We start from the raw sequence: 26,343 nt of genomic DNA on the forward strand, positions 1-26,343 counted from the left end.
TGGCTTATGCGGAATTAAATGCATAAAATTAGCTTCTTAATTCAATTTCAATTTGAACAGCTTCTGGAATTCTTATTTTCATAATGTGTTTCATGGTTCTTTCGTCTGCTTCTATATCGATTACTCTTTTATGAACTCTCATTGTCCATCTATCAAAGGTTGATGAACCTTCACCATCTGTTGATTTTCTTGTTGTAATTTTCAATGTTTTTGTTGGTAATGGGATTGGTCCTGCCATATCTACTCCAGTTTTTTCTGCGATTGCTCTTATCTGATTGCAAACTCCATCTAACTCCTTATGGTCTGTGCTGCTTAATTTTATTCTTGCCTTTTGCATAATATCTCCTTCGTAGTTTAAATTATGTTTGATAAAAATATAATAAATATATAATAAAAAAATAAAAAAAGGAAGAAATAATTAATTTCTACCTAATTATTTGTTTTTTGCTTTAACATCTATACACATACCAGCTGCAACTGTCATACCCATATCTCTGATAGCGAATCTACCGAGCTGTGGGATTTCTCTTACGTTTTCAATAACCATTGGTTTTGTTGGAACGATTTTAACGATTGCAGCATCTCCTGCTTTCAAGAAGTCTGGGTTTTCTTCTTTAACTTCACCAGTTGCTGGGTTCAATTTTTTGAGGAGCTCTGTGAATGTACATGCTACCTGAGCTGTGTGAGCGTGGAATACTGGTGTGTATCCTGCTGTGATTACTGATGGGTGCTGTAAAACAACAATCTGTGCTGTGAATTCAGCAGCTACTGTTGGAGCGTTGTCTGGGTGTCCTACAACATCTCCTCTCTTGATGTCCTTCTTACCTACACCTCTTACGTTGAAACCAACGTTGTCACCAGGTTCTGCTTTTGGAAGCTGTTCGTGGTGAGCTTCGATTGTTTTAACTTCTCCTGAAACACCAGCAGGTTCAAATACAACTTTGTCTCCTGGTTTCATAACTCCTGTTTCTACTCTTCCTACTGGAACTGTACCTACACCAGTGATTGTATATACATCCTGGATTGGGAGTCTCAATGGTAAGTCAACTGGTTTTTCAGGTGGCTGGAATGTATCGATAACTTCAACCAATGTTGGTCCTTTGTACCATGGCATGTTGTCTGATTTGTTAACTACGTTGTCTCCGTGGTATGATGCTACTGGAACGAAGTGTATGTTGTCAGGGTTGTATCCTAACATTTTCAATAACTGGTTTGAAAGCATATCTTTCATTGCTTTGTAATCTTCTTCGCTGTAATTTACTGTGTCCATTTTGTTAATTGCAACAGCTAACTGGTTTACACCGAGTGTTCTAATTAAGAAGATGTGCTCTCTTGTTTGTGGTTGTAATCCTGTTTTAGCGTCGTTTACATCACATACTAAGATAGCAGCATCTGCCTGTGAAGCTCCTGTAATCATGTTTTTAATGAAGTCTCTGTGTCCTGGACAGTCCACAATTGTTACATCGTATTTTTTACTTTCGAATTTTTTGTGAGCTACGTCGATTGTAACTCCTCTTTCTCTTTCTTCTTTTAAACCATCCATAACGTAAGCGAATTCGAATCCTGCTTTACCTTTTTCAGCAGCTTCTCTTTTCAATCTTTCTAATACCTGTGGGTCAATAGCTCCACTGTCTAATAATAATCTACCAACTGTTGTGGATTTACCAGCATCTACGTGTCCGATAAATGCAACGTTTAGTACAGGTTTTTCTTTTGCCATAATCTTACCTCCAAATATGTTTATTTTATTTATATTTTAAAAATTTTTTTAAAATATTTATAATATTTTAAGTATTCTGGAATTTAAGGGTTTTTAAAAGGAATAATTAAATTTATAAGGATTACAAAATTGTAATATTCATTATACCAAAGGGGTATATATATTTTGTGGTGATTTACACCACAACATTAATCTGTTTTCAATCCTTTTCTTTCTCTTATCTCTTTTATAATTTTTGGTTGCAATTCGTTAGGGACTCTTTCGAATCCTCCAAACTCAACACTCCATAAACATCTACCTTGGGTAGCTCCCCTAATTGCACCTGCAAATCCAAACATTTCTGAAACAGGAGCTTTTGATTTGATTAATGTCATATCCCCTTCCTGTTCCATATCCAATATCTGTCCTCTTCTGTTGCTGAGCTCTCTCATTGCATCTCCCATGTAGTCCTGTGGTGTGTTTATGAATACCTTCTGGACAGGCTCCAATAACACTGGTTTTGCCTGCATAATTGCATCTCTGATACCAAATCTTACAGCAGGTATTAACTGAGAAGGACCTCTGTGGATTGCATCTTCGTGGAATACTGCATCTACTAATTTAACTTTTACTCCCTGACATTTTTCAGCTGCCAATGGACCGTTTCTTACAGCTTCTTTGAAACCTTCGATTATCAATTCTCTTGCTTCGTCCAATTGAACAATACCTCTTGTCATGTTGAGGAGCATGTTTCCTTCATAGATGGACATTACTCTCTTAGCTTCTTCCTTATCAAGTCCTGCTTCAACTAAAATTTTTTCTGTTTCCTGAGGTGTCTTTTTCTTGAAGTCTTCGTCTTTGATTTTTCCTTCCTTGTATGCTTCATATACTGTTTCTTCCAATGGCTCTACTACGAAGTATAATTTGTTGTGCTTGTTTGGTGATTTACCTTCTACCTCAGGTGATTTTCCAGTTACTGTTTCTCTATAAACAACGATAGGTTCCCCAACTTCTACCTCAATACCTGCATCTCTTCCTATCTTTGTATTTGTAATAACTTCAATGTGGAGCTCACCCATACCACTGATTAAGTGCTCTCCTGTTTCTTCGTTAATTTCAACTTTTACTGTGTTGTCTTCTTTTGCTATCTGTCTTAAAACTTCAATTAATTTTGGAAGGTCTTTTGTATTTTTAGCTTCAATTGCTACGGTAATTACAGGCTCACTTACGTGTGTAATTGATTCAAATGGTGGTTCAAGTATGTTGCTTGGGCTACATACTGTTTCCCCTGCACTTGCTTCCTTCAATCCGGTTAAAGCACAGATGTTTCCTGCTGAAACGCTTGAAACTTGAACTCTTTCAGCACCCATGAACACAGCAACCTGCTGAGCTCTTGCTTTCTGCTTTGAACCTACCAAGTATAACTCTTCACCTTGTTTTATTCTACCACTGAACAATCTGCATGCAGATATAGCACCAGCGTGTTTATCTACGATGATTTTTGTAATTACACCAGCTAATGGACCATTAGGGTCACAATTAACCATTGCTTTACCAATTTCTGATTCCAAATCTCCTTTCCAGATGTTTGGAATTCTGTATTTCTGTGCTTCTACTGGGTTTGGAAGGTGTTTAATTACCATGTCCAAAAGAACTTCATGAAGTGGTGCCTTTTGAGCGAGCTCCTTCTGGTTTTCATTTTCACAGTAGTCTATAATATCTTTAAATGAAATGCCTGTTTTTTTCATGTATGGAACGGAAATTGCCCAGTTGTGGTATGCTGAACCAAATGCAACACTTCCATCCATAACATTTACTACCCATTCATTTTTGAATTCTTCTGAAGCCATTTTTTGAATTAATTTATTTACATCGTTGATAATTTTTGTAAATCTATTCATCAATTCTTCTGGGGTTAATTTTAACTCATTTAACAATCTATCTACTTTGTTGATGAATAAAACAGGTTTTACCTTTTCCTTTAAAGCCTGTCTTAAAACTGTCTCTGTCTGAGGCATGATACCTTCAACAGCACATACAACAACAACAGCACCATCAATAGCTCTCATTGCTCTTGTAACGTCCCCACCAAAATCAACGTGTCCTGGTGTGTCGATTAAGTTAATTAAAAATTCTTTTCCATCATATTCGTGTACCATTGACACGTTTGCAGCATAGATTGTAATACCTCTTGCTGCTTCCTCTTCATCAAAATCAAGTGCTAACTGGTCTCCTGCAAGGTCTTTGGAAATCATTCCTGCCCCTGCTAAGAGGTTGTCTGATAATGTTGTTTTACCGTGGTCAATGTGTGCACAGATACCAATGTTTCTTATTCTATCGTGGGTTTCCATCAAGCTTTTAACTTTTTCAACCATTTTTGCTCTTCTTCCCATAATCTCATCCTCATGATGAATTTATACAGTTCATAATTTGTGAATATATTTTCATTAAATTTGTTTAATTATATAATGAAATTGGTTTAAATACATTTCTAAGGAATAGCTACTCATATAATAAAAATAATAAATAATAAATTAATTTTATTATCTTGCAGATTGAGCAACTCTTTCTTTTTCTTCTTTCTTTCTTACTGCAAAGCTTCTCTGCATATCTGCTTTTGAAGCGAAGATTATTTCATCAGCTAAACACTGTGCAAAGCTCTTTTTGCTTTTATGTGCTGATTGCATTGCACCGAGTGCTATATTTCTTAAAGCTGTATCCAATCTTCTTGATGGCGATACATCAACTGATTGAAGGAATGCAATACCTCCGTAGGAGATTCTTGTAGTTTCTTCCCTAGGTCCTGCATTTTCCAATGCATCAACAAGAACTTGAACAGGGTTCTGCTTTGTTCTCTGTTCAATTATATCAAATGCTTCTTCAATTGTGCTCAATACTAAATGTTTTTTACCTGTGTTGTGTTCTTTTCTCATCAAGTTGTTTGCCAATCTTTCTACAATGTTCATTTTAGCCTTATCAAACATCTTTTTTGAGTTTCTTCCTGCACTGTGTGGCACAAATACTGGTGCTGTATTTATGTATCCTCTTAAACTTGGGTCTCTAACAACAACTTCTGTGGTATCCCATTTATTGAATAATTTAATTTCCAATATCTCACCTTCTTTAATTTTTTTAGATATTATATATTTTATCTCTTAACTTTTTCTTGTCTTCCTCTAACAAGCTCTTTTAATGAGTTCTTACCTACCATAACCACTTTGTATCTAACTCCTGGAATATCCCCTTTTGCCTGTCCTTTTGGACCTCCAATTCCCTCAATTACAACTTCATCGTGCTCATCTATGAAGTTTATAGCGTGGTTTCCAGGTGCAAATGCTGTAACAACTCTACCGTTTTTAATTAACTGAACTTTAACACATTTTCTGATAGCTGAGTTTGGCTGTTTTGCCTCCAATCCAACTTTCTCAACAACAATTCCTCTTGCCATCGGAGCTCCTTCCAATGGGTCTGATTTTTCTTTTAATTTTAAAACTCTATTTACATATTTGTACTGGTGCCATCTGCTTTCTTTTCTTTTTAAGACTAATTTCCTTCCAGCAAATTCTCCTCTTGGGGATTTACTTCCTGACATGCTATTATCACCTTAATATTTTGTAAAGATATTTTAAGCATTTAATATTTATTCATTACTTTCTGAAACTACTTTTTCTGTTTCAGGTTCTTTTGCTTCCGCACTGCTATTTTCTGCTTGTGCGCTTTCAGGTTTTTCAGTTTTTTCAAATTTTTTAGGATATTTTCCTTTTGGTTTTTTCCTAGGTTCTGAAACCACTTTAATATTCTTTATATCTGAAAGTCTACTGACGATGCCTACTGCTCTATCGATATTTTTTCCTCTGTTTCCGATAATTGTTCTTCTCAATTTAGGATGTACTCTAATATATACGACCACGTCGTCCCCAAATTTTTTTATCCAGACATCTTCCAACTTCAATGGAGCGAATACATTCCTAACAAATTTTTTCAAATCTGTGGAGTATTCAATAATATCTATCTTTTTACCAAATTTTTCCATGGCAGTTTTTACATTCTCTCCACCTTTCCCGATTGCTGCACCAACATCTCCTTCCTTAACGATAAAAACAATTCTTTCATCGTCAGAAATACAGTCCATTACATCCGCACCAGTCATTTTTTCAAAAAGGCTAATTTTCATCATGTCGTCTCTCGTAATCTTGACCTTCATTAAATACCACCTAATTATTCTTCGTTATTTTGTATTACATTTAAAATAGTTGAGTTCCCAGGTTCAATAACTACCAGTGCAGAAACAGGGAAAGGTTTTCCACAAATAGCGCCCAATTCTAATGATGTTGAGCTATGTTTGTAAATTGGAATATTAGATAATTCTGCATAATACATTATATCGTTCATAACATCCTTTGCACAGTTTCCTGCCAATATTATTAAGTTTCCTTCGCCGTGTTTCACAAGTTTCATTGTTTGTTTTGTTCCCAACACTACATTTCCAGTATCTACTGCTACTCTTATAGCTCTGTTTATATCCATAATAATACCTCCTTCTCATTTTTACTCCAGAGGTCCTTCCTGACTAAGTTTCGTTTTTTATTCAGTGAAGTCCTCAATATTGTATATAGTATTTTATATAAAGATTTATAACCATAGTAAATAGCTAAAAGTCATTTTTATACTTTTTGTATAATTGTATATTTAAATGTTAAAAAAGATTTAAAGTTTATTTGTATATTTAAAAATATATTAAAAATAAAATAATTAATTATTTATTTTATTCATTATTATGTTCATCATTTTTATTTTCATCAATATATTCGTTGCATTCTATGTCCTTTTCACTATTTAAAATTAACCCTTTTCCTTCCTCATATTCTCTATCTATATAAATATCAACACATCCGGTTCCTATGGATATTGGTTTTCCAACGATTATATTTTCTACAACACCATTTAACTTATCTGAATATCCTCTCTCAGAAGCCGCATACAAATGTTTCACAGTTTCCTCAAAGGCAGCTCTTGCAAGGACGGATGCTTTTTCACCACTAATACCATGTCGCCCAATAGGTTTCACAGCTCCATCAGCAGTCATAATATCTGCAACAAGCATTAAATGCCTAATATCCACAGTAAGACCCTGCTGACTAAGTGTTGCATTTATCTCATTTACGATTGCATTTCTTGCGGCTTCTATACCTAAAACATCTTGAATTTCCAGAATATTGTTTGTAGTTGTCCTTGTTGTATCCACTCCTTCGATTTCAAAGACTTCTTTTAAATTTGAACCTTCACTGTATAAAACATATTCCTCAGTTCCCTCTTCCTTCCTTATAATTACCCTAGGTATATTTGGAACTCCTTTTAAGTGTATTGTTTTAACCTTTGGAATTCTTTTTCTAAGTGCCTTTAAAGAAGGAGTTTTTATTATCAAATGAAGTATGTTTCCCTCAATATCGATTTTTAATTTCATCTTCTTTTTAATTGCCTCCACTACGTCATCTACTGTGATTCCCCTTCTCGCCATTTGTTCAGGGTTTAGTATCACATTTATACAGTTTTTGACCAAATCTATGCTTATATCATCCGAAACACTTTCAACAGTTGTGCTTTCAATGTTTCTTGCTATTTCTTCTGCCTTTTCCCTATCATACCTATATTCTTCTGTTAAATATATGGTCATGGTAGGTGTGGATGGCTCCTTTCTCGCATCTACGATTTCAATCATCCTTGGAAGACCAAGTGTAACGTTGAGCTCAGCAACCCCTGCATAGTGGAAGGTCCTCATGGTCATCTGGGTCCCCGGCTCACCTATGGACTGAGCTGCAACGACTCCCACTGCTTCGTTTGGTTCAACCAAAGTTCTTTCATAGGCCTTAACTGTTTCAGCAATTATATCGTCGATTATGTTTTCATCAGTGATGTTTTCCTTAGTTATTTTATTAATAAGCTCTTTTTTTAATGAAAGGGGCAATATAGTATCTTCCAGTTTTTTTTCCAGTTCCATTTCTTTCACCATTTGTTGAAAACCTTTCTGATTTTCAGTTATTGATAATTATGATGAATAAAAAATATGTTAATTAAAATATGGGAGTTTAAATTCAAATTTGAATTTTATAGTTTCCATAATATCAAATTTATTCATATTTTGATTTAACCTTTGTAAATATTTTATCCAAATCCACAGCTTTTCCATGGTCTGCTTTGGATGGGTCCACATAATCCTCTCCATAAGCGAACTGAACAATGAGTCCTTTTGAATCTCTTACGGTACCATCATATTCTGCTTTTAAGTCTTGAAGAGCATTAACGAGTCTTCTCTGCATATATCCTGACTGTGCAGTTCTGACCGCCTGGTCGACAAGCCCTTCTCTTCCCCCCATAGCGTGGAAGAAGTATTCTGTTGGTGAAAGACCTTTCTTATAACAGCTTCTAACGAAACCGTGTGATTTTGCAGATAAACTACCTTTTTCAAAGTGTGGAAGTGTTCTTCCTCTATAACCTCTGAAAACCCTGCCACCCCTGACAGCCTGCTGACCGACACATCCTGCCATCATTGTAATGTTCAACAATGAACCTCTTGCACCGGTCCTTGCCATCACTGCGGCATGGTTATCTTCACCTAAATACCTCTCTGCAATCTTACCTGCTTCATCCCTTGCTTTACCAAGTATCTGCATAATATAAGCTTCCCTTGATTCTTCTAATCCTCTACCTGGCAGCGGTTCAAGAGTTCCCTCTTCATACTGTTTGATAATCTCTTCAACCTGCTCCTCTGCCTTGTCCAGTGATTTTTGAATCTCTTCAATTGCCTCTTCTGGAATATCCTCATCATCGATACCTGTGGTGAATCCTTTTATCATCATTGCTCTGATGGACATTTTAGTTGCAGCATCCAAGAATTTTCTTGCCTCTTCTGAACCAAATTCCTTAACTATCATGTTTAATATAATTCCTGCCTCAGAACCGTATCCGTTTTTATCAACGACCCCTTTAATTAACTTACCATTTTTGATGATTACATAGGCATCATAAGGGCAGTTTTCTTCCAGACATTCATCACACTTTTTACAGATTTTTGCCCTATATCTTAAATTCAAATCATTTGGTAGTGTCCTACTGAATAGATTTTTTCCACTGTATAATTCCTTATCATCTTCAACAATATCAGGTTCTCCTAAATCATCTTTAAGACCTGAACCTCTCAATATAATAGATGCCTCATCCTTTGTAAAGTAGGAGCTCGTCAATACATAAGCACCTGAGATGAAATCGTGAATTGCACCAATGATAGGTCCACCATATCTTGGAGATACTATGTGTTTTTCTACAAGCATTAGAGTTTCAGCCTCTGCCCTGGCTTCTTCTAACTGAGGAACGTGGAGGTTCATTTCGTCCCCATCGAAGTCAGCGTTATATGGGGGACAAACGCACAGGTTGTGCCTGAATGTTCTATATGGCAAAACTTTAACTTTATGTGCCATGATTGACATCCTGTGAAGTGAAGGTTGCCTGTTGTAAAGAACAATATCTCCGTCCATCAAATGCCTTTCAACAATCATTCCTTCTTCAATTTTATCAATCCAGACTTCTTTATTTTTATCAGTTATTTTTATCTTTAATTCATCTTCCTTTCCATCCCTCGTCCTTACCTTTTTTATAAGATAATTTACACCCGGATGTTTTTCTGAACCATTTTTAAGGAGCTCCTTTATTTTGCCAATATTGTATCTTGTAACCTTTTCTGGAACTGTTAATTCCCTTGCAATTTTTTCTGGAACTCCAACTTCATTTATACTTAAACATGGGTCTGGCGAAATAACGGTCCTTGCAGAGAAATTAACCCTTTTACCAGCGAGATTATGCCTAAATCTTCCTTCTTTACCTTTTAACCTCTGTGCAATTGTCCTAAGAGGTCTTCCGCTTCTGTGTCTTGCAGGAGGCGTTCCCGGTGCTTCGTTGTCAAAGTATGTGTTTATGTGATATTGCAACAAATCCCAAAGGTCTTCTATGATTAAGTTCGGAGCTCCTCCTTCAATATTTTCCTCCAACCTTTGATTGATTCTAATAATATCCACTAATTTATGGGTTAAGTCATCTTCACTTCTTTCCCCGCTTTCAAGGGTAATGGATGGTCTTACAGTAACTGGCGGCACAGGAAGAACTGTTAAAATCATCCATTCTGGTCTTGCAACTTCTGGATTTATTCCCAATAATGTGCAATCCTCATTAGGTATTTTTTCAAGAATTTCCCTAACTTCTGAAGATGTAATCTGTCTTTGAGCTTTTCCATCTATTTGGTAGTAGGTTGTTGGTTTAGAGTATTTAACATCATATTTAACCTCACCGCAGTATGGGCATATATCTTTTCCTGCGGCTTCTTTTAAAATTTCATCAGCCAATGCCCATTTATCTCCACCTTCTTCTTCCAATTTTTTCATCTTTTCAAGATAATCTGCCCTTTTTGTTTCATTTATGGCAACTTTTCCACAGTGCGGACATACTGCCTTTAAAATCTTATAGATATCCTTTGCAAATCCTATATGGACCACAGGTTTTGAGAGCTCGATATGTCCAAAATGCCCAGGACAGCTACCGACCCTACCACCGCATGTTTTACAAACTAATCCAGGGTCTATCACACCCAATCTTGTGTCCATCAATCCGCCATCAATTGGATAACCGTCATCATCATAGGTATCTGCTGTTACGATTTTTGCAACAGATATTTTTCTAATATACTCAGGAGATAACAACCCAAATACAATCTCTCCAATTTCCTTTGGAACATCAAATTTATCCATGCAATTTCACCCATTAGTATAAATTATTGGCGTTTTAGTGTATATAATAAATATTATGGTAAATATGACAAAAATATAAAATAAAAATATAAATAAAATTTTTTATAATCAACGGCAATTATGCCCTATCTTTTAGCTCTAATTTTGGATTGATACCCATACTTCTGAGCTCATCAAGCAATAGTTTAAATGCATAAGGAAGTTTAACCGGTGGTATCTTTCTATCACTTTGAATGTCTTCGGTTTCTCCACAAACTGGACAGTATTTAATACCTCTTTTATGGTCGTATATTGCAACTTCCCCACATTTTGAACATATATAGCATTCGTAAGGGTCGGATTCATCAAACAGCCTTTCTTTCAACAACAATGCTGCACCATGCCCGATAAGAACATCTCTTTCCATTTCCCCGAATCTTAAACCACCTTCTCTTGCCCTACCTTCTGTTGGCTGTCTTGTGAGCACCTGTATAGGACCTCTACTTCTTGCATGTATCTTCCCTGCAACCAAGTGGTGCAACTTCTGGTAGTATGCAATTCCAACGAATATTTCGCATTCCAATTTCTTTCCAGTTTTTCCATCATACATTACTTCTTTACCGTGATGCTTAAAGCCGTATTTTTCAAATGTTCTTCTTAAATCCCATTCTTTTTCTCCGCTGAATATCGTTCCATCTACCCTTCTACACTCCATTGCCCCTACTTTACCACCAATCATCTCTAAAACCTGACCAATGGTCATCCTTGATGGAATTGCGTGAGGGTTGATAATTAAATCTGGAAATACTCCATTTTCTGTAAATGGCATGTCTTCCTGAGGGACTATAAGACCTATAACCCCCTTCTGACCGTGCCTTGAAGCAAATTTGTCTCCCAATTCTGGTATCCTCAAATCCCTTACTCTAATTTTTGCCAGTCTGTTTCCTTCTTTTGTTTCTGACAGAATAACTGCATCTACAATACCTCCCTCTCCATGTCTTACAGTGACGGAGGTGTCCCTTCTCTGAGATTTTGTTCTTAAAGATATATCCTGTTCCTCCAAAAATCTCGGTGGTGAGGTTTTACCTATGATTACATCCCCTGATTTTACTTCGGATTCTACCTCTACGATACCATCGTCCCCTAAATTCCTATAAGCATCTTCTGCCCTATATCCTCTAACTCCCTGTTCTGGAACTTCAAATCTATCGAGTTGCCCACCAGGGTATCTCTTTTCAAAACCTTCATAACTTCTAAAAAAGCTACTTCTACCAAGACCTCTTTCAATGGATGCCTTGTTGATTATAAAAGCATCCTCCATATTATAACCTTCATAACTCATTACAGCTACAACAAAATTCTGTCCAGCCGGTCTTTTATCAAATCCAAGTATTTCTTGGTGTTTTGTCCTTACAATTGGAACATGAGGATAGTGGAGAAGATGCCCTTTTGTATCCATCCTTAATTTTAAGTTCGACATTGGAATACCAAGGGACTGTTTCCCCATCGCCGCTGCCATTGTAATCCTTGGAGCAGAGTTGTGTTCTGGATATGGAGCAACCCCTGCACCAATACCTAATATAGACATAGGGTCAATTTCCAAATGAGTATGATTTTCATTTAATTCCTTTTCATAAACTGCAATATACGCATTTTCCTCTTCTTCTGCATCCAAATATTCAATAACTCCTTCATTAACTAAATCTGAGAAAGTAATTTCTCCATTCCTCAACTTCTCAATATGTTCTTCTGTTAATTTTGGTTTTCCATTTTCAACCACTATCAACGGTCTTATGGCTCTACCTGCGTCTGTTGATATGTGAATATCGTTGCTCTCCTCATTATAGGATATCGAAGTATATGGTGAGAGCTCCCCATTTCTTCTTTTTTCCCTTAAATATTTTACAAATTCCTCAGGATTATCTACTGAACCTACCAATTTTCCATTAACATACAAATTTGTCTGTTTTTCCAAGGTTTTCACCTTTTAAATAAAATTTTTAAAGTTATTCTTCTTTTATTATCTTTATTTTATTATTTTATTTTTATTCTTTTATACTTTATTTTATCTCATATAGCTTATTTCGTTTAATTAATACTCATCTTTAACTGATTTTACGAGGCCTGATTCCTTTAATAAATTTAATATTTTCTCATCATCTTCATCAGTTGTAACCTTACACATCACTGCAATGTTTTTAACAAGACCACAATTTGGACCTTCTGGTGTTTCTGATGGACAGATTTTTCCCCACTGAGTTGCGTGTAAATCCCTTGCCTCAAAGTGTGGTTGTGACCTTGACAACGGAGATACAAGCCTTCTTAACTGGGAAACCGTAGCAAGATAACTTGTTCTATCCAATAACTGACTTACACCAGTTCTACCTCCCACCCAGTTTCCGGTAGCCATTGCATGCCTTATTCTTTCAGTTAAAACATCACTTCTAACTGCTGCCTGGATTGAAGGGGATTTGTTTCTTATTGCCTGCCTCTCCAATTGATATTTTATATCTTTCATTAATTGGTTGAATGAATATCTAAATAAATCTTCCATTAAGTCCCCTGCCAATTTCAATCTCTTGTTTGCGTAGTGGTCTTTATCATCCTCTACCCTAAGACCCAAATATAATTCAATAGCGTTTTTTGCCATTCTTCCTAAAAATATGCATTTTTCAATTAAATCTTCTTTTTCTACGCCCATGTGTGGCAATAAATAATTACATAATATTGTTTCAGCCCTTTTAAGTCGGTACTCTTTTGGCTGTCCAGGAGCTACTCTTTTTCCAATATATTCCAGTGCATCCTCTCTTGTAATAATATTGTGTTCTTCTCTGATTTCCAAAATGTTTGCGATTAACTGCATGGTTATTGTTGGGTCTTCGGATATCATTTTAAATATATCACTATCGTTTTCTGCTCCAAGAGCCTTCATTAAAATTATCAGTGGAATATTTCCTGACATTCCCGGGAATGTTGCATTTAATCTTCCATCTTCATGTCTTTCCACAGTACATAATGCCCTAAATCCATGTCTTGTTGAAAATACTTTTGCAATATAAACTGTTTTACCACTCTTCACTACTTTTTCACATAAAATCCTATTTGGAATTAAATCTTCCTGAGCTACTACTGCCTTCTCAGAACCATTAACTATAAAATAACCTAATGGGTCTTCCGGGTCTTCACCCATGCTTATTAATTCCTCTCTGGTTTTTCCATATAAGTGGCATGCCTTTGAACCGAGCATTACAGGGAGCTCCCCTATATATACTTCAACGGTCTCACCAAGTGTTTCTTCGGTACCATCTTCTCCACCAATAATCGGGGTCATCTCCAAATAAACAGGGGCTGAATAAGATAGATTTCTTATTCTAGCTTCCATAGGAGTTATTTCTTTAACTGAACCGTCTGCTTCCTTATTTATCGGTTTTCCTACTCTAATCTTTCCAAATTTTACTTTATATCCGCCTTTAACTTCGGTTTCTACAAGACCTACTTCATCAAGTATTTTTTGGATGCTACTTTCTATAAATTTGTTATATGAGTCTATATGGTGCTTCACCAAACTATTTTCTTTAAAAAATGAATCAACAATTATTCGGGATTCCATACTTTCCCCCTTGTATTAATGTGATTAAAATAATTTAAGATTATTAATTATTAATAATTTAATATATCTATAATGAATTAAAATTGTAAATCGTTTAAAAATAACATATATTCTTTAAATTGTTTTTTTAATGACTAATCTATAATATATACTCTCTTCTGCGGTGGGGCTTTTTCTAGTTATTTTAACAACGTCACCAGCTTTTGCCCCAATTTCTTCAATAACTGGGTCGGTATCAAATATTTTCGGTAGTTGCTGTAGTTTTATACCATATTTTTCAAGTAATTTTGGAATTTCTTCTTTTGGTATAACTTCATGTTTAGGAACCATTTGGTGTGATGACACTTTCACAATATGGCCTCCGTAGATTTAAAATAGAATAAACTTATCATGTGCATCATACAAAATAATTCCTACTACTATTTATTTTTTTCGCTTAATTGCAATTCCTAAAAAAAATTTTTAATAAAAAATATGATAAACATATAATAGGAATATAATAAGAATACAATATACTGCCATAATCATTGATAATTATCTTTACTTAAATTCTTTATATTTAATTAATTGTATCCAATATATTTATATATTAGGTTGTTAATAAGCTATAAAAATAAATTCATAAGGATGATGATATTATGAAAACTATCAAAGAAATTAATGAAAAGATAAAAAACGGAGAAGCTGTGGTAGTGACTTCCGAAGAAATGATTAAAATTGTAGATGAAGTCGGTGCAAAAAATGCAGCGAAAGAAGTGGATGTAGTTACAACAGGAACTTTCGGAGCTATGTGTTCTAGTGGAGTATTTTTAAACTTTGGACATTCAGACCCCCCAATAAAAATGATAAAAACATATTTAAATGGTGTAGAAGCATATTCTGGGCTTGCCGCAGTAGATGCCTATTTAGGAGCTACCCAGCCAAATTCAGATGATGATATAGATATTGATTATGGCGGAGCTCATGTGATAGAGGACTTGGTGGCAGGTAAAGAGATTGAGCTCATTGCGGAAGGATATACAACAGACTGCTATCCTAGAAAAAGGGTATCTACTACAATAACAATAGATGATTTAAATCAGGCCATACTTCTTAATCCAAGAAACTGCTACCAAACCTATGCAGCAGCAACAAACAGCAGGGACGAAAAGATATATACCTACATGGGAACTCTCCTCCCAGAATTTGGAAATATAAACTACTCAGGGGCTGGACAGTTAAATCCACTTCAAAACGATTATAACAAGGCGACCAAGTCATACAATACCATAGGTATTGGAACGAGAATATTCCTAGGTGGCGGAATTGGATATATAGTGGGCGAAGGTACCCAGCACAATCCAGACACCGCATTTGGAACATTTATGGTGAAAGGAGATTTAAAAACAATGAACAGCGAATATCTCAGAGGAGCCACAATTCCAAAATATGGAAGCACATTATTTGTAGGCATTGGAGTTCCAATTCCTGTTTTAAATGAAGATATTGCAAAAGCATGTGCCATAAGGGATGAAGATATTGAAGTTCCAATAGTTGATTATGGAGTTCCAAGAAGGGAACGACCTATTGTAGCAAAAACCAACTATAAAGAATTAAGAAAGGGGGAGCTCACCCTTGAATTAAATGGTAATGGAACTAAAAAAATCGAAAAGACCATAAAAACTGCGCCCGTATCTAGCTATAAAAAATCTAGGGAAGTTGCAGAGGAACTTAAAAATTGGATATTAAATGGAGAATTTTTATTAACTGAGAGAGTCGATGTTTTCGGAAAAGGTTCTGCCAAACCAATGAAAGCAAAGGCGAAACTTGTGGGAGATATCATAAGCAAACCTCCAATTGTGGGAAAATCTGACATAACAATTGATGAAGCTTCAAAAATATTAATTGAAAATGATATTAACCACCTGCCAATCGTCGATGAGAATAATATATTAATAGGTATTTTAACCTCATGGGACATAGCAAGGGCAGTAGCGCAGAATAAAAAATCAATATCCGAAATAATGACAAGACACATTATCAGTTCAACAGTTGATGAACCAATCGATGTTGTGGCAAGGAAAATGAGTAGAAACAATATATCTGGCGTTCCAGTCGTGGATAAAAACGGCAAGGTTTTGGGTGTAGTAACCGCAGAAGACCTATCAAAGCTCATAGGGATGAGAATGAAGATATAATTTAATTAATTTCATATTTTATTATTTATTATATATTGGTGGTATTATGAAAAAAAGGATATACTACTGGGTAGCCGAGGAATTTATAAACAAACCCATAATCTCAGAAGTGGTATTAAAAACAAAAATTATGGTAAATATACTAATGGCAAAAATAAAACCGCAGGAAAGCTTTTTAATGCTTGAACTAAAAGGAGACGAAAAGCAATTAAACGATGCTTTGGAAATCTTAACAACGTATGGGGAAGTTGAAGATATCCCTAAAATAATACAAAAAAATGATGATAAGTGCATAGATTGTGGAGCCTGTTTAGTTCATTGTCCTGTTAAGGCAATAACCATGGATGATGATTTCAAAATAGTATTTGATGAGAATGAATGTATTGGATGTAAGAATTGTGTCAAAGTCTGTCCCGTTAAAGCGATAGATGTCTTCGATTTATAATTTATAATTTAATAATTCAATTTAAATTTTGATATTTAATAAAAATAAAATAAAATATTCTATTTTTTAAGAATAAATCATCATATTGCATATTATCCGGCAATCTCTTGCAACATAAACTTTTTTGGTGATATTATGAAATGCAGCATTTGTAAAAAAAACATAACTATCTATCATCAACGCCATTCTGGCTTAAACTTCTGTAAGGAGTGTTTTATAAGCTATGTAAAAAAGAAAGTTAGAAAAACTCTTGGTAAGAATATAATAAAGCAGAACATCAAAATAGGTATGGGATTAAGCGGTGGAAAAGACAGTTTAGTAATGGCACATATCTTAAACGAATTTTACAAGCCAATACCTAACTCAAATATAGTTGGTCTTATCGTTGATGAAGGTATTGAAGGGTTTAGAAGGGATGGAATAGATGCAGCAATTAAATTTTGTGAAGAATACAACATAGAGTATAAAATAGCAACCTTTGAAGACCATATTGGGTATAATTTAGATGAAATTGTCAAAATAGCGAAAGATAAAAACCTTACAATGAACCCATGTTCATTCTGTGGAGTGATTAGAAGAAAAATATTGAATAAAATGGCATTAAATGAAAAATGCAGCTATTTGGCAATAGGTCATAATTTAGATGATATATCCCAGGCTGTAATGATGAACTACATTGAGGGAGATATTAAAAAATTGGCAATTTTGGGGAAAAATGTAGATAATCCAATGTTTGTTAAAAGAATAAAGCCATTAAAAAACATTCCAGAAGATGAAGTTTTATTATTTGCTGATTTGCTTGGAATGAAATATCATAAAGCACCCTGTCCATATTCCTCAATTTCATATAGGGCAGAGGTATCTGATATAGTTGATAAACTTGAAGAAAACCATCCCGGAGCAAAATACTCCATTGTTTCAGGTTTTGAAAAACTTTTAGAATATTTGCCTGTTGAGAAGGAAATGAATGTATGTAAATACTGTAAAGACCCATCAGCTTCTGAAATATGTAAAGTTTGCATGTTTTTAGAAAAGTTGGGCATACTTGACGTTTAATCATATATATACATTAGTTTATTATTTAATTTTTTATATGCTAATATCAAATACTCCTTATAGGGCATTATATAATTTTAGTTAATGATTATTTTGCTTATTTATTTTTACGATAAACCGCCGGGAAAGCCAACGACTTCAGTCGTTATACAAAACATAGTTTTGTAAAATCTCTTACGAGATTGGATGAGAGGCGGACATTATATCGGCTAGTAAGTAGTAAAATATAAATATGTGAAGATTAGTAGTAAGTAACGCTACCAGTCCAAGTATCTATGGGTAGGGTTAGTGAAAACTCTACCGCTGGTAGTGGTTGGAAGTGCATAGCGTAGCCCTGAACCCATTAATGGGTAGGGATAGTGGGCTTGGCCACCCGTGTAGGGTTAAACCCTACTAAAAGAACCCAACGAGTTCACTCGTTGGAGTAGGTCAGTGCTTAACATTTCCTCAATCCTTTCAATCTCTTCAATATCTGCATTGGTGATGGGATATTTTGGAACTGCAAAGCATTTTATTTCCTTGCTTGTTGATATTCCATAGGTGCCAATTTCTTTTGCGATATTGATGATTTCGTTTTTATCCATTCCAATAAGTGGCCTTAATATAGGGTATGTTATTCCATTGCTTATTACAGATATGTTTTTCAATGTTTGAGATGCAACCTGTCCTAAATTATCTCCATTTACAATAGCTTCACATTTTAGTTCTTCCGCATATTTTTCGGCAATTTTAAGCATGGTTTTTTTACAGAATATGCATATGTATTTTTCCTTTCCAATATCCTCTAAATTGCTTTTTATATTTTGTAATTCCTCTTTGTAATCCTTAACTATAAGTTTTGATGTATAATCGTAATCATTCAACACATTAAAGATTTTTTCAGTCTTTTTAAATCCTTCTTCCGACATTTTCAGATGTAAAAATACGGCATTACATCCTCTTTTGATCATCAGATATGAAGCCACTGGACTATCTATCCCATCGGAAAGCAGAACTAAAACCTTTCCCTGTGTTCCAACAGGTATTCCTCCAACTCCTTCAATCCTTTTTGTAAAAATATATGCATTATCAATTAACTCTATGCCAATATGTATATCCGGATCTTTAAGATTTACCTTTAAATCAGCATTTAATTTCATCTTATTTTTAAGTTTATCAAATTCATTTATTATTACTGCCCCAATATGCCTGCTTAATTCCATTGAATTCATATTAAATTGCTTTTTAATCCTTTGAGTTTTTACTGCAAAAGTTACGGTTTTATTGACACCAATATTTGCATTGATGTATTGGGTGAGCTCACCCTTAAATGCACCAATTGAAAAATTCTCAATATCTTTTATATTTAAATCACATTCTAAACATGGACTAAATGAAACTATTCCAGGGATTTTTCTTAAAAGTTCAAGTGATTTATCCATATTATATTTATCAACAGTCAAAAGCAATCTTGTATGAAGAATCTCCACTTCTGATTCAATATCATATTTTTTAAGCGTCATTTCAATATTATTTTTAAGTATTTGCTCAAATCTCTTTCTTGTATGTCTTGACTTTGTTCCTATTTCTCCATACCTAATTATTATTTTGTTGTTTGAGTCTTTAATGCTATTATTTTTAATTTCATTTCCTTCAACATCCAATGTTTCACCAATATAATATGTTTTTATATAAATATAAATATAAACATAAGATATAATATATTATAATTATTTAAATATATAATTACTAAAATCGTGAGACTATGATTGATATAAAAGAATTAAAAAAATACTGTAATCCATCTTATTTAACCATTCGAAATGACAAACTAATAATAAACAATAAACGATTAGCAAGATTATCCAAAGACAAGATAAAAAAAATAGAAGAAGATTTTAGAATCCCAGTGGTTTATTCAAGAAGCTATGAAGATATATCTCAAAAGATGGGAAGATATATCTCAAAACATAAGATAATAAGCCCCAGAGACAAAATAATTGTGGGATTAAGCGGTGGAAAAGACAGTTTAGCATTACTGCATCTTTTAGAACCATACAGGAGAAGATATGGAATAGAAATTTACGCCATTACAATTGATTTGAACATAAGTAATATTCGACCTTGGAGTGCAGATAACAAAAACATGGACGTTATAAAAAAACACTGCGAAAGCTTGAATATTCCCCACAAAATTATAGGTTTCGATAAAGATGTTGTCCAGATGTCCAAGATTTTATCGGAAAACACAAAAGGCATTGAATATTCCCCATGCTTTTCCTGTTCCGTTGTAAGGAGACATATTCTAACAAATTTTGCCATGGAATTGCTGGAAAATGAAGATACAAATAATAATGGCGACATAAGCAAAATAAAAATATGTCTTGGTCATACATTAGAAGACAATTCCGACACAATATTGGCAAATATACTTAAAGGAGATGTAATAAAAACATTGGAACCTTTAAAGAACTTTGATGAAGCAGTATTTGATTTCAAAGAGTTTAAACTTAAATTACAGAAAAGCACAATTATTAGGCCGCTGTTAAGTGTATCTGAAAAAGATATTGTAAAGGCACTTAATGAATGTAATGTGGATTACTATAAAGATAAGGATGAATGTCCATACAGTAGAAATAAGGGAGATAGTATAAGAAAAAAAAGCCATGAAGTTCTTGATTATCTTGAAAAAGATGTTGAAAATATAAGAGAAATGATTGTTTCATCCATTTTAAAATCCATAGATTATTATAAAAATAGATAATTATCAGTATAATATAAATATTATATGAATGTAATAACCCTATAAAAAAGAAATATTATGAAAAATATATGTAGAATATAAAACTAAAAAATTAAAAAATTAAATAAAAAAGGTGAAATGATGGATATTAAATTTAAGATAGAAGAAAAAGACATTACCACTTCCATATTAAAAGCTACATTCAATATGTGGATGGATATTGTTGATGTAGATGTTGTAATTGTTGGAGCAGGACCTAGCGGATTAACCGCCGCAAGATACTTAGCAAATAATGGAGTAAAAGTTGTAGTTTTAGAAAGACATCTCTCATTTGGAGGTGGAACATGGGGCGGAGGTATGGGGTACCCATACATCACCGTTCAAAAACCTGCTGATGAAATATTAAGAGAAGTGGGTATAAAATTAGAAGAGGCGGACGGCGGATTATATGTTGCCGATTCAGTGGAAGTTCCTGCAAAGTTGGGAGTTGGAGCAATAGATGCAGGAGCAAAAATTTTAACTGGAATAATTGTTGAAGATTTAATTTTAAAAGAAAACAAAGTTTCAGGAGTCGTAATTAACTCATATGCCATTGAAAAAGCAGGGCTTCATATTGACCCATTGACGATAAATGCAAAGTATGTAATAGATGCAACAGGGCACGACGCATCAGTTGCAAACACCCTTGCAAGAAAAAACAAAGACTTAGGGCTTGAAGTTCCTGGTGAAAAATCACTTTGGGCAGAAAAAGCTGAGAATTCAATATTGAGACATACAAGAGAAATATTCCCTGGATTATTCGTATGTGGAATGGCGGCAAATGCCACCCACGGAGGATATAGAATGGGAGCAGTATTTGGAGGAATGTATCTTTCAGGTAAAAAAGTTGCTGAATTAATACTGGAAAAATTGAAAAATGAATAAATTTTATTTTTGCTTTATTATTTTATATTTAATTTTATTCGTAATTTACAATAAAATGTTTTATGTGAAAATAATGGTTAAAATTAGAAGGTTAAGGGAAAAGGATATAGATAGAATAATTGAAATAGAAAAGGAATCTTTTGAATATAATTATCCGCCCTTATTAATAAGACAATTATATATGTCTTTTCCAGACGGATTTTTGGTGGCAGAGGACACTCATAACGGAAATATAATTGGATATGTTATAGCAGTAATGGAGTGGGGAAATGGACATATTGTTTCTATTGCAGTAGATAAAAACAACAGAAACAAAGGTATAGGCACCCTATTATTAAATGCCGTAGAGGAATATTTATTTACAAACTGCAATGCAAAATATATTGTGCTTGAAGTAAGGTTCGATAACACAAATGCAAGAAAATTTTATTACAGAAGGGGATACAACGATAAAAGATTGCTACCAAAATACTATGATGATGGTTCAGATGCCATATTGATGGTGAAAAAAAATCCATATTTAGAATTCAACAATCATCCCATTATTGTTAGCATGTGGTAAAAATGAAAAAAATAACTATTTACTCACCTAATTATTACACCTACGGTGCAATGCTTATTGGTGGAGTGTTGAAGGAGAAATTTAAAAATAAATACGATATTAAATTAGTTAGAGCTCTCAATAAAAATACCATAAACTTATTTTTAAAATCTGATTTTGTTCTTTTAAGTTTATACTCAACTTTGCATCTTATGGATGAAAATTTAAAAAAAGTAATAGAGCTCATCCAAAACAATAATAAAAATAACAACAAAAAAACAAAAATATATGTTGGAGGTCCAGTATCCGCCTATCCTGAGATTATTCTAAATGAAATGAATGTTGATGGAGTAATTTTAGGAGAGGGGGAACTTACTACTCCAAATATTATAGATGGAGACAGAGAAGGACTTGCATACTTGGAAAATGGAGATATAATAACAAATATACCAAAATCAAAACCTGAGCTCGATTTTTCAAAACCACTAATACCAAAGGATGTAGGAGCTCAGAGTATAAGGGGTGCAAATGTATATATTGAAACCCACAGGGGATGTATAGGAAACTGCACATTCTGCCAAGTTCCAAAATTTTTTGGAAAGGACATAAGAAGCAAACCTTTGGAATTGGTTTTAGAGGAAGTTAAGGAATTTAAAAAGAAAGGCGTTAAAAGAATAGCAATAAGCGGAGGAACGGGAAGTTTATATAATTTCAAAAAAGAAGTAAATAAATCCATGTTTATTGAACTTTTGGAGAATGTTTCAAAGATAATTGGAAATAAAAACCTATCCATACCTGATATGAGGGTTGATTATGTTGATGAAGACACCTTAAATGCCGTTAAAAAATACACAATTGGATGGGTGTTTTACGGAATAGAAAGCGGAAGCGACAAAATATTAAAATCCATGAAAAAGGGAACAAACAGAGGGAAAAACCTAAATGCTATAAATTTAGCAAAAGAGTGCGGTGTGAAAGTTGGAGGAAGTTTTATCGTTGGGCATCCTGAGGAAAAGGAAGTGGATTATTTACTTACAAAGGATTTTATTGTTGATGCTGAGCTCGACGATGTTTTTGTATCTATTGCAGAACCGATACCAAAAACTGAATTATGCGATTTAATCTTAAATACTCCAAATGATAAAAATCCAACATTTAAAACTCATTTGGGGCAATATAAAAGATTGAATTTAACAGAAAGCGAAGCACGATGTTTTGATTTAATGCTTCACGCTGAGAATTGGAAATCAAATCCAAATATTTTGACAAAACAGCTGTATTCAATATATTTAAATGAGGCAAAAACACAGGGCAAAGATATAAGAAGTATTACAAATTTAGTATTTAAATATAAAAAGTTTTTATAGGATAAAGTATTAGTTTGTTTTCTTATTTCCAATGCTTTTTTTATGCGAATTAATAATTATTTTATTAGTATTATGATAAGATTATAATATGATTATAACAAAATTATGAGATAATCATTTTGGTGATTGAATAAAAATCCCTCTGGGATTTTTATAGCTCACCTTCATTTCATTCAGGTGATATTATGAAAAAAAGAATAGAAGCGAACCCATTTAGAAAAATACCTACAATATTGTATCCTGATGAGCTCATGGATAAGGCACACAACAGAGCTGAAAAAGTTGCAGGGGAGCTCCGAAAAACTACCCGTGGAGAGAGTTTATATAAATCGAGAATTATCGAAGAGCATAAGATAAGAACAACCACATCGGTAATAGCAGATTATTTGGCAAATATAATAGCAAAAACTCCATCAGTAGATAATTTAAATCCATTTTATAGGGAAATACTTGAAATTTTGATAGATACTGATGAGTTTAAAAAATCTCTCGGAGCTCTACAATGGGCTTCTGAATTTATCAAGAAACTTGGAAACACATATGCAAGGAAGATAAGGAGGGCAAGAACTGCTCAGCAAACTTCAATTATAAGAAAGGAATTTTTAGGAAGGGCTTCATCAGTTTTAAAACAAATATACCCTAATTTAGCATGTATTGCTGTTGCAAGGGAAAAATTAAAGAACATTCCAACTGTAAAAGATATTCCAACCGTTGTAATAGCTGGATACCCAAATGTTGGTAAATCCACATTATTAAAAAAATTAACAAATGCAGAACCTGAGGTAAATGCATATCCATTCACAACAAAAGGATTAAATGTTGGATATTCTGACTATGGAATTCAGTTCGTAGATACACCGGGAGTTCTCGATAGACCCATTTATGAAAGGAATGATATAGAGCTCCACGCAGTTGTGGCTTTGAACTATCTTGCTGATTCAATAGTATATGTAATAGACCCGACGGAATACTGTGGTTATACTGTTGAAGAACAGCTGAATTTATTGAATGAAATTGAAAAAACCTTCAAAGTGCCAATAATTGTGGCAATAAATAAAATTGATGTTGAAGGTTATGTGAAAAATCTTGAAAAAATAGAGGAATTCTTAAAAGATAAAAACATGGATGTTTTAAAAATATCCACTGAAAAAGGTATTAATTTAGATGAGTTAAAAAAGAAGATTATGGAAATAATGGCTGAATAGGAAATATATGTAAAAATTTATATATTTAGCTCTTTTTACCATTATTTTTTATTCTTTTAACAAAAATAACTACAATATCAATGAAAACATTTATCTATAATTTATGTAAATATATGGATTAATTAACCTAAAAATAAAAAGAGAATAGATATATATTTTATTTAATTGGAACGAACATGGAACCTCTTGTAGCTCCCATACCTGGGGAACCGTGCTGAACAACTTTTCTTGTTGGTGCGAATTCTCCGAGGAATCTTCCAATAGCTTCTTCAACTATTTTTACTTCATGGAACTCTTTACCGTTGTAGATTCCAAAGGTCAATCCAACCATATCTGGAGTGATTACAAAGTCCCTACAATGTGTTCTAATTACTCTTGGTTCTTTTCCTCTGTTTAATAATCTTCTTGCCTTTTTAATTTTTATTACCAATTTTCTCTGTTTAGGGGTAATTCCTCTCATCATACTTCTTCTCTGTCTTGCAGGAATTAATTCCATGAACTTTTTCATAGGCATTTCTTGGAGCTCCTCTAATGTATATCCTTTGTATTTAAACTCCACTCTTCTTCTTGGTGCCACTTGTTTTTTTGTTTTGGATTTCCTTCTAGGCTTTCCTTTACCGCTAAATTTTTTTTGTCTAGCCATTTTTTCACCCATTTTATATTTTTTGGGTCATGACAAAAAATTATTTGTCAAACCATGTTTTATTTATTTATCTTTTTCCTGTTCTTCTTGCAGCTATGTGTCCTACTTTTCTACCAGGGGATGTTTTTCTTGAAATTGTTGTAGGTTTTCCTGTGTGCTGGTGTCTTCCACCACCGAATGGGTGGTCCACAGCGTTCATTGCCACACCCCTAACTTTTGGCCAGATGCTTGCCTTAGCCTTCATAGCGTGGTATTTCTTACCTGCTTTTGTGATAGGTTTTTCTTTTCTACCTCCACCTGCAACTACACCGATTGTTGCCCTACACATTGGATTCAATGTTTTCATAAATCCTGATGGTAATTTCACAATTGTTTTACCAACATCATGTGCAATAATGTGTGCGTAGCATCCACCAGACCTTACAAGTTTTCCCCCGTCTCCAGGGATTGTTTCAATGTTGTAAACTGGAATACCTTCTGGTATTTCACCCAATGGTAAAACATTTCCAGGTTTTATTTCCGCACTTATACCACATTCAATTTCTTCATTGATTCTCATTCCTTCTGGAACCAATATTAATCTTTCTTCCCCATTTTCAAATCTTACCTTAGCTACTGGGGCACTTCTTCCAGGGTCGTGAAGTATATCTACAATTGTTCCAAGGACTTTGTCCTTTTTCTCCATCTCATCAAATTTTCTATATTTTACTTCTCCTTTTCTCTTATGGGTTGGTGAGGTATATCTTGGAGTTCCCCTACCTCTGTTTTGGGACATTAGTCTTTTACCCATTATATCACCTATGAGCTCCTGTTTTAAGTAAATTATTCCTCAATAATTAATTAAGTTATTTCCCCGAATATCATTAAATCATGAATAAACTCATGATATTTGATGTAATATCCTGTGAATTTAGTAAATACCTAAATTAGCTGCAATTTCTCCTGCATCATATTCATCTTTTAATTTTACATATACTTTTTTCTGACCTTTTGGGGTAATTAATGTGTTTAAGTCCTTTACTTCTGCATTGAACAATTCCTTAATAGCGTTTTTAACATCAGCTTTTGTAGCTTTTTTATCAATATAAAATACCAATTTGTTTTCTTCTTCAATGAGTTTCATTGTTTTTTCACTAATTATTGGCATTTTGATAACATCAAAGGCATCCATGCCATCACC

The 26,343-nt window shown here is 33.9% G+C and carries 24 protein-coding genes; 8 read left to right on the forward strand and 16 right to left on the reverse strand.

Annotated elements, in window-relative coordinates:
• Positions 1–28 precede the first annotated feature (28 nt).
• From rpsJ to Mjas_RS02100, 12 genes are all read right to left on the reverse strand, one after another.
• Positions 29–337: a 30S ribosomal protein S10 gene (gene rpsJ / locus Mjas_RS02045; RefSeq protein WP_421078134.1), complete on the reverse strand. Its 309-nt coding sequence runs from the start codon at positions 335–337 to the stop codon at positions 29–31.
• Between the two features lie 96 nt (positions 338–433).
• Positions 434–1,720 (reverse strand): translation elongation factor EF-1 subunit alpha, encoded by a 1,287-nt coding sequence (tuf, locus tag Mjas_RS02050; RefSeq protein ID WP_421078135.1) that lies wholly within the window; start codon positions 1,718–1,720, stop codon positions 434–436.
• 188 nt (positions 1,721–1,908) lie between these two features.
• Positions 1,909–4,092, reverse strand: a complete 2,184-nt coding sequence (locus tag Mjas_RS02055) for an elongation factor EF-2 (RefSeq protein ID WP_421078136.1) — start codon at positions 4,090–4,092, stop codon at positions 1,909–1,911.
• Positions 4,093–4,242: 150 nt separating this feature from the next.
• Positions 4,243–4,809 carry a 30S ribosomal protein S7 gene (locus Mjas_RS02060; RefSeq protein WP_421078137.1) on the reverse strand — a complete coding sequence of 189 codons (567 nt, stop codon included), beginning with the start codon at positions 4,807–4,809 and terminating at the stop codon, positions 4,243–4,245.
• 38 nt (positions 4,810–4,847) lie between these two features.
• The gene (locus tag Mjas_RS02065; protein WP_421078138.1) at positions 4,848–5,291 is read right to left on the reverse strand and encodes a 30S ribosomal protein S12; all 444 of its coding nucleotides are present in this window, start codon (positions 5,289–5,291) and stop codon (positions 4,848–4,850) included.
• 48 nt (positions 5,292–5,339) lie between these two features.
• Entirely contained in the window at positions 5,340–5,903 is a 564-nt protein-coding gene (locus Mjas_RS02070; protein ID WP_421078139.1) for a NusA-like transcription termination signal-binding factor, read from the reverse strand.
• A gap of 14 nt (positions 5,904–5,917) precedes the next feature.
• On the reverse strand, positions 5,918–6,226 hold the full coding sequence (locus tag Mjas_RS02075; RefSeq protein WP_421078140.1) for a 50S ribosomal protein L30e: 309 nt from the start codon (positions 6,224–6,226) through the stop codon (positions 5,918–5,920).
• A 238-nt stretch (positions 6,227–6,464) separates the two neighbouring features.
• The gene (gene rpoA2 / locus Mjas_RS02080) at positions 6,465–7,697 is read right to left on the reverse strand and encodes a DNA-directed RNA polymerase subunit A'' (protein WP_421078141.1); all 1,233 of its coding nucleotides are present in this window, start codon (positions 7,695–7,697) and stop codon (positions 6,465–6,467) included.
• 130 nt (positions 7,698–7,827) lie between these two features.
• Positions 7,828–10,494, reverse strand: a complete 2,667-nt coding sequence (rpoA1, locus tag Mjas_RS02085) for a DNA-directed RNA polymerase subunit A' (RefSeq protein ID WP_421078142.1) — start codon at positions 10,492–10,494, stop codon at positions 7,828–7,830.
• 118 nt (positions 10,495–10,612) lie between these two features.
• Positions 10,613–12,448, reverse strand: coding sequence for a DNA-directed RNA polymerase subunit B (gene rpoB, locus Mjas_RS02090; RefSeq protein WP_421078143.1), 1,836 nt, complete (start codon positions 12,446–12,448; stop codon positions 10,613–10,615).
• A gap of 117 nt (positions 12,449–12,565) precedes the next feature.
• Complete coding sequence (locus Mjas_RS02095; RefSeq protein ID WP_421078144.1) at positions 12,566–14,083, reverse strand: DNA-directed RNA polymerase subunit B''; 1,518 nt, start codon at positions 14,081–14,083, stop codon at positions 12,566–12,568.
• 114 nt (positions 14,084–14,197) lie between these two features.
• Positions 14,198–14,434, reverse strand: coding sequence for a DNA-directed RNA polymerase subunit H (locus Mjas_RS02100; RefSeq protein WP_421078145.1), 237 nt, complete (start codon positions 14,432–14,434; stop codon positions 14,198–14,200).
• Positions 14,435–14,721: 287 nt separating this feature from the next.
• Between Mjas_RS02100 and Mjas_RS02105 the strand changes: the two genes are divergently transcribed.
• The 3 genes from Mjas_RS02105 (at position 14,722) to Mjas_RS02115 (ending at position 17,761) form a co-directional block, all read left to right on the forward strand.
• Complete coding sequence (locus tag Mjas_RS02105; protein WP_421078146.1) at positions 14,722–16,260, forward strand: homocysteine biosynthesis protein; 1,539 nt, start codon at positions 14,722–14,724, stop codon at positions 16,258–16,260.
• A gap of 46 nt (positions 16,261–16,306) precedes the next feature.
• Positions 16,307–16,705: a 4Fe-4S binding protein gene (locus Mjas_RS02110; protein WP_421078147.1), complete on the forward strand. Its 399-nt coding sequence runs from the start codon at positions 16,307–16,309 to the stop codon at positions 16,703–16,705.
• A gap of 135 nt (positions 16,706–16,840) precedes the next feature.
• Positions 16,841–17,761, forward strand: coding sequence for a TIGR00269 family protein (locus tag Mjas_RS02115; RefSeq protein WP_421078148.1), 921 nt, complete (start codon positions 16,841–16,843; stop codon positions 17,759–17,761).
• 383 nt (positions 17,762–18,144) lie between these two features.
• Here the strand turns inward: Mjas_RS02115 and thiI are convergent, their stop codons facing one another.
• Positions 18,145–19,404 carry a tRNA uracil 4-sulfurtransferase ThiI gene (thiI, locus tag Mjas_RS02120; protein ID WP_421078149.1) on the reverse strand — a complete coding sequence of 420 codons (1,260 nt, stop codon included), beginning with the start codon at positions 19,402–19,404 and terminating at the stop codon, positions 18,145–18,147.
• A 101-nt stretch (positions 19,405–19,505) separates the two neighbouring features.
• Between thiI and Mjas_RS02125 the strand changes: the two genes are divergently transcribed.
• The 5 genes from Mjas_RS02125 (at position 19,506) to Mjas_RS02145 (ending at position 24,520) form a co-directional block, all read left to right on the forward strand.
• Positions 19,506–20,504, forward strand: a complete 999-nt coding sequence (locus Mjas_RS02125; protein ID WP_421078150.1) for a tRNA lysidine(34) synthetase — start codon at positions 19,506–19,508, stop codon at positions 20,502–20,504.
• A 120-nt stretch (positions 20,505–20,624) separates the two neighbouring features.
• On the forward strand, positions 20,625–21,407 hold the full coding sequence (locus Mjas_RS02130; RefSeq protein ID WP_421078151.1) for a sulfide-dependent adenosine diphosphate thiazole synthase: 783 nt from the start codon (positions 20,625–20,627) through the stop codon (positions 21,405–21,407).
• 73 nt (positions 21,408–21,480) lie between these two features.
• The gene (gene rimI / locus Mjas_RS02135; RefSeq protein WP_421078152.1) at positions 21,481–21,969 is read left to right on the forward strand and encodes a ribosomal protein S18-alanine N-acetyltransferase; all 489 of its coding nucleotides are present in this window, start codon (positions 21,481–21,483) and stop codon (positions 21,967–21,969) included.
• A gap of 2 nt (positions 21,970–21,971) precedes the next feature.
• Positions 21,972–23,315 (forward strand): methyl-coenzyme M reductase glutamine C-methyltransferase, encoded by a 1,344-nt coding sequence (locus tag Mjas_RS02140; RefSeq protein WP_421078153.1) that lies wholly within the window; start codon positions 21,972–21,974, stop codon positions 23,313–23,315.
• 185 nt (positions 23,316–23,500) lie between these two features.
• Entirely contained in the window at positions 23,501–24,520 is a 1,020-nt protein-coding gene (locus Mjas_RS02145; RefSeq protein WP_421078154.1) for an NOG1 family protein, read from the forward strand.
• Positions 24,521–24,677: 157 nt separating this feature from the next.
• On the opposite strand, the gene Mjas_RS02150 is transcribed toward Mjas_RS02145, so the two are convergent.
• From Mjas_RS02150 to Mjas_RS02160, 3 genes are all read right to left on the reverse strand, one after another.
• Complete coding sequence (locus tag Mjas_RS02150; RefSeq protein ID WP_421078155.1) at positions 24,678–25,163, reverse strand: 30S ribosomal protein S19; 486 nt, start codon at positions 25,161–25,163, stop codon at positions 24,678–24,680.
• A gap of 67 nt (positions 25,164–25,230) precedes the next feature.
• Positions 25,231–25,953: a 50S ribosomal protein L2 gene (locus Mjas_RS02155; RefSeq protein WP_421078156.1), complete on the reverse strand. Its 723-nt coding sequence runs from the start codon at positions 25,951–25,953 to the stop codon at positions 25,231–25,233.
• Between the two features lie 120 nt (positions 25,954–26,073).
• Positions 26,074–26,334 carry a 50S ribosomal protein L23 gene (locus Mjas_RS02160; RefSeq protein ID WP_421078157.1) on the reverse strand — a complete coding sequence of 87 codons (261 nt, stop codon included), beginning with the start codon at positions 26,332–26,334 and terminating at the stop codon, positions 26,074–26,076.
• Between the last annotated feature and the right edge of the window lie 9 nt (positions 26,335–26,343).

It is taken from the genome of Methanothermococcus jasoni (genome assembly GCF_049075655.1).
Lineage (GTDB): Archaea > AGJL01 > Methanococci > Methanococcales > Methanococcaceae > Methanofervidicoccus.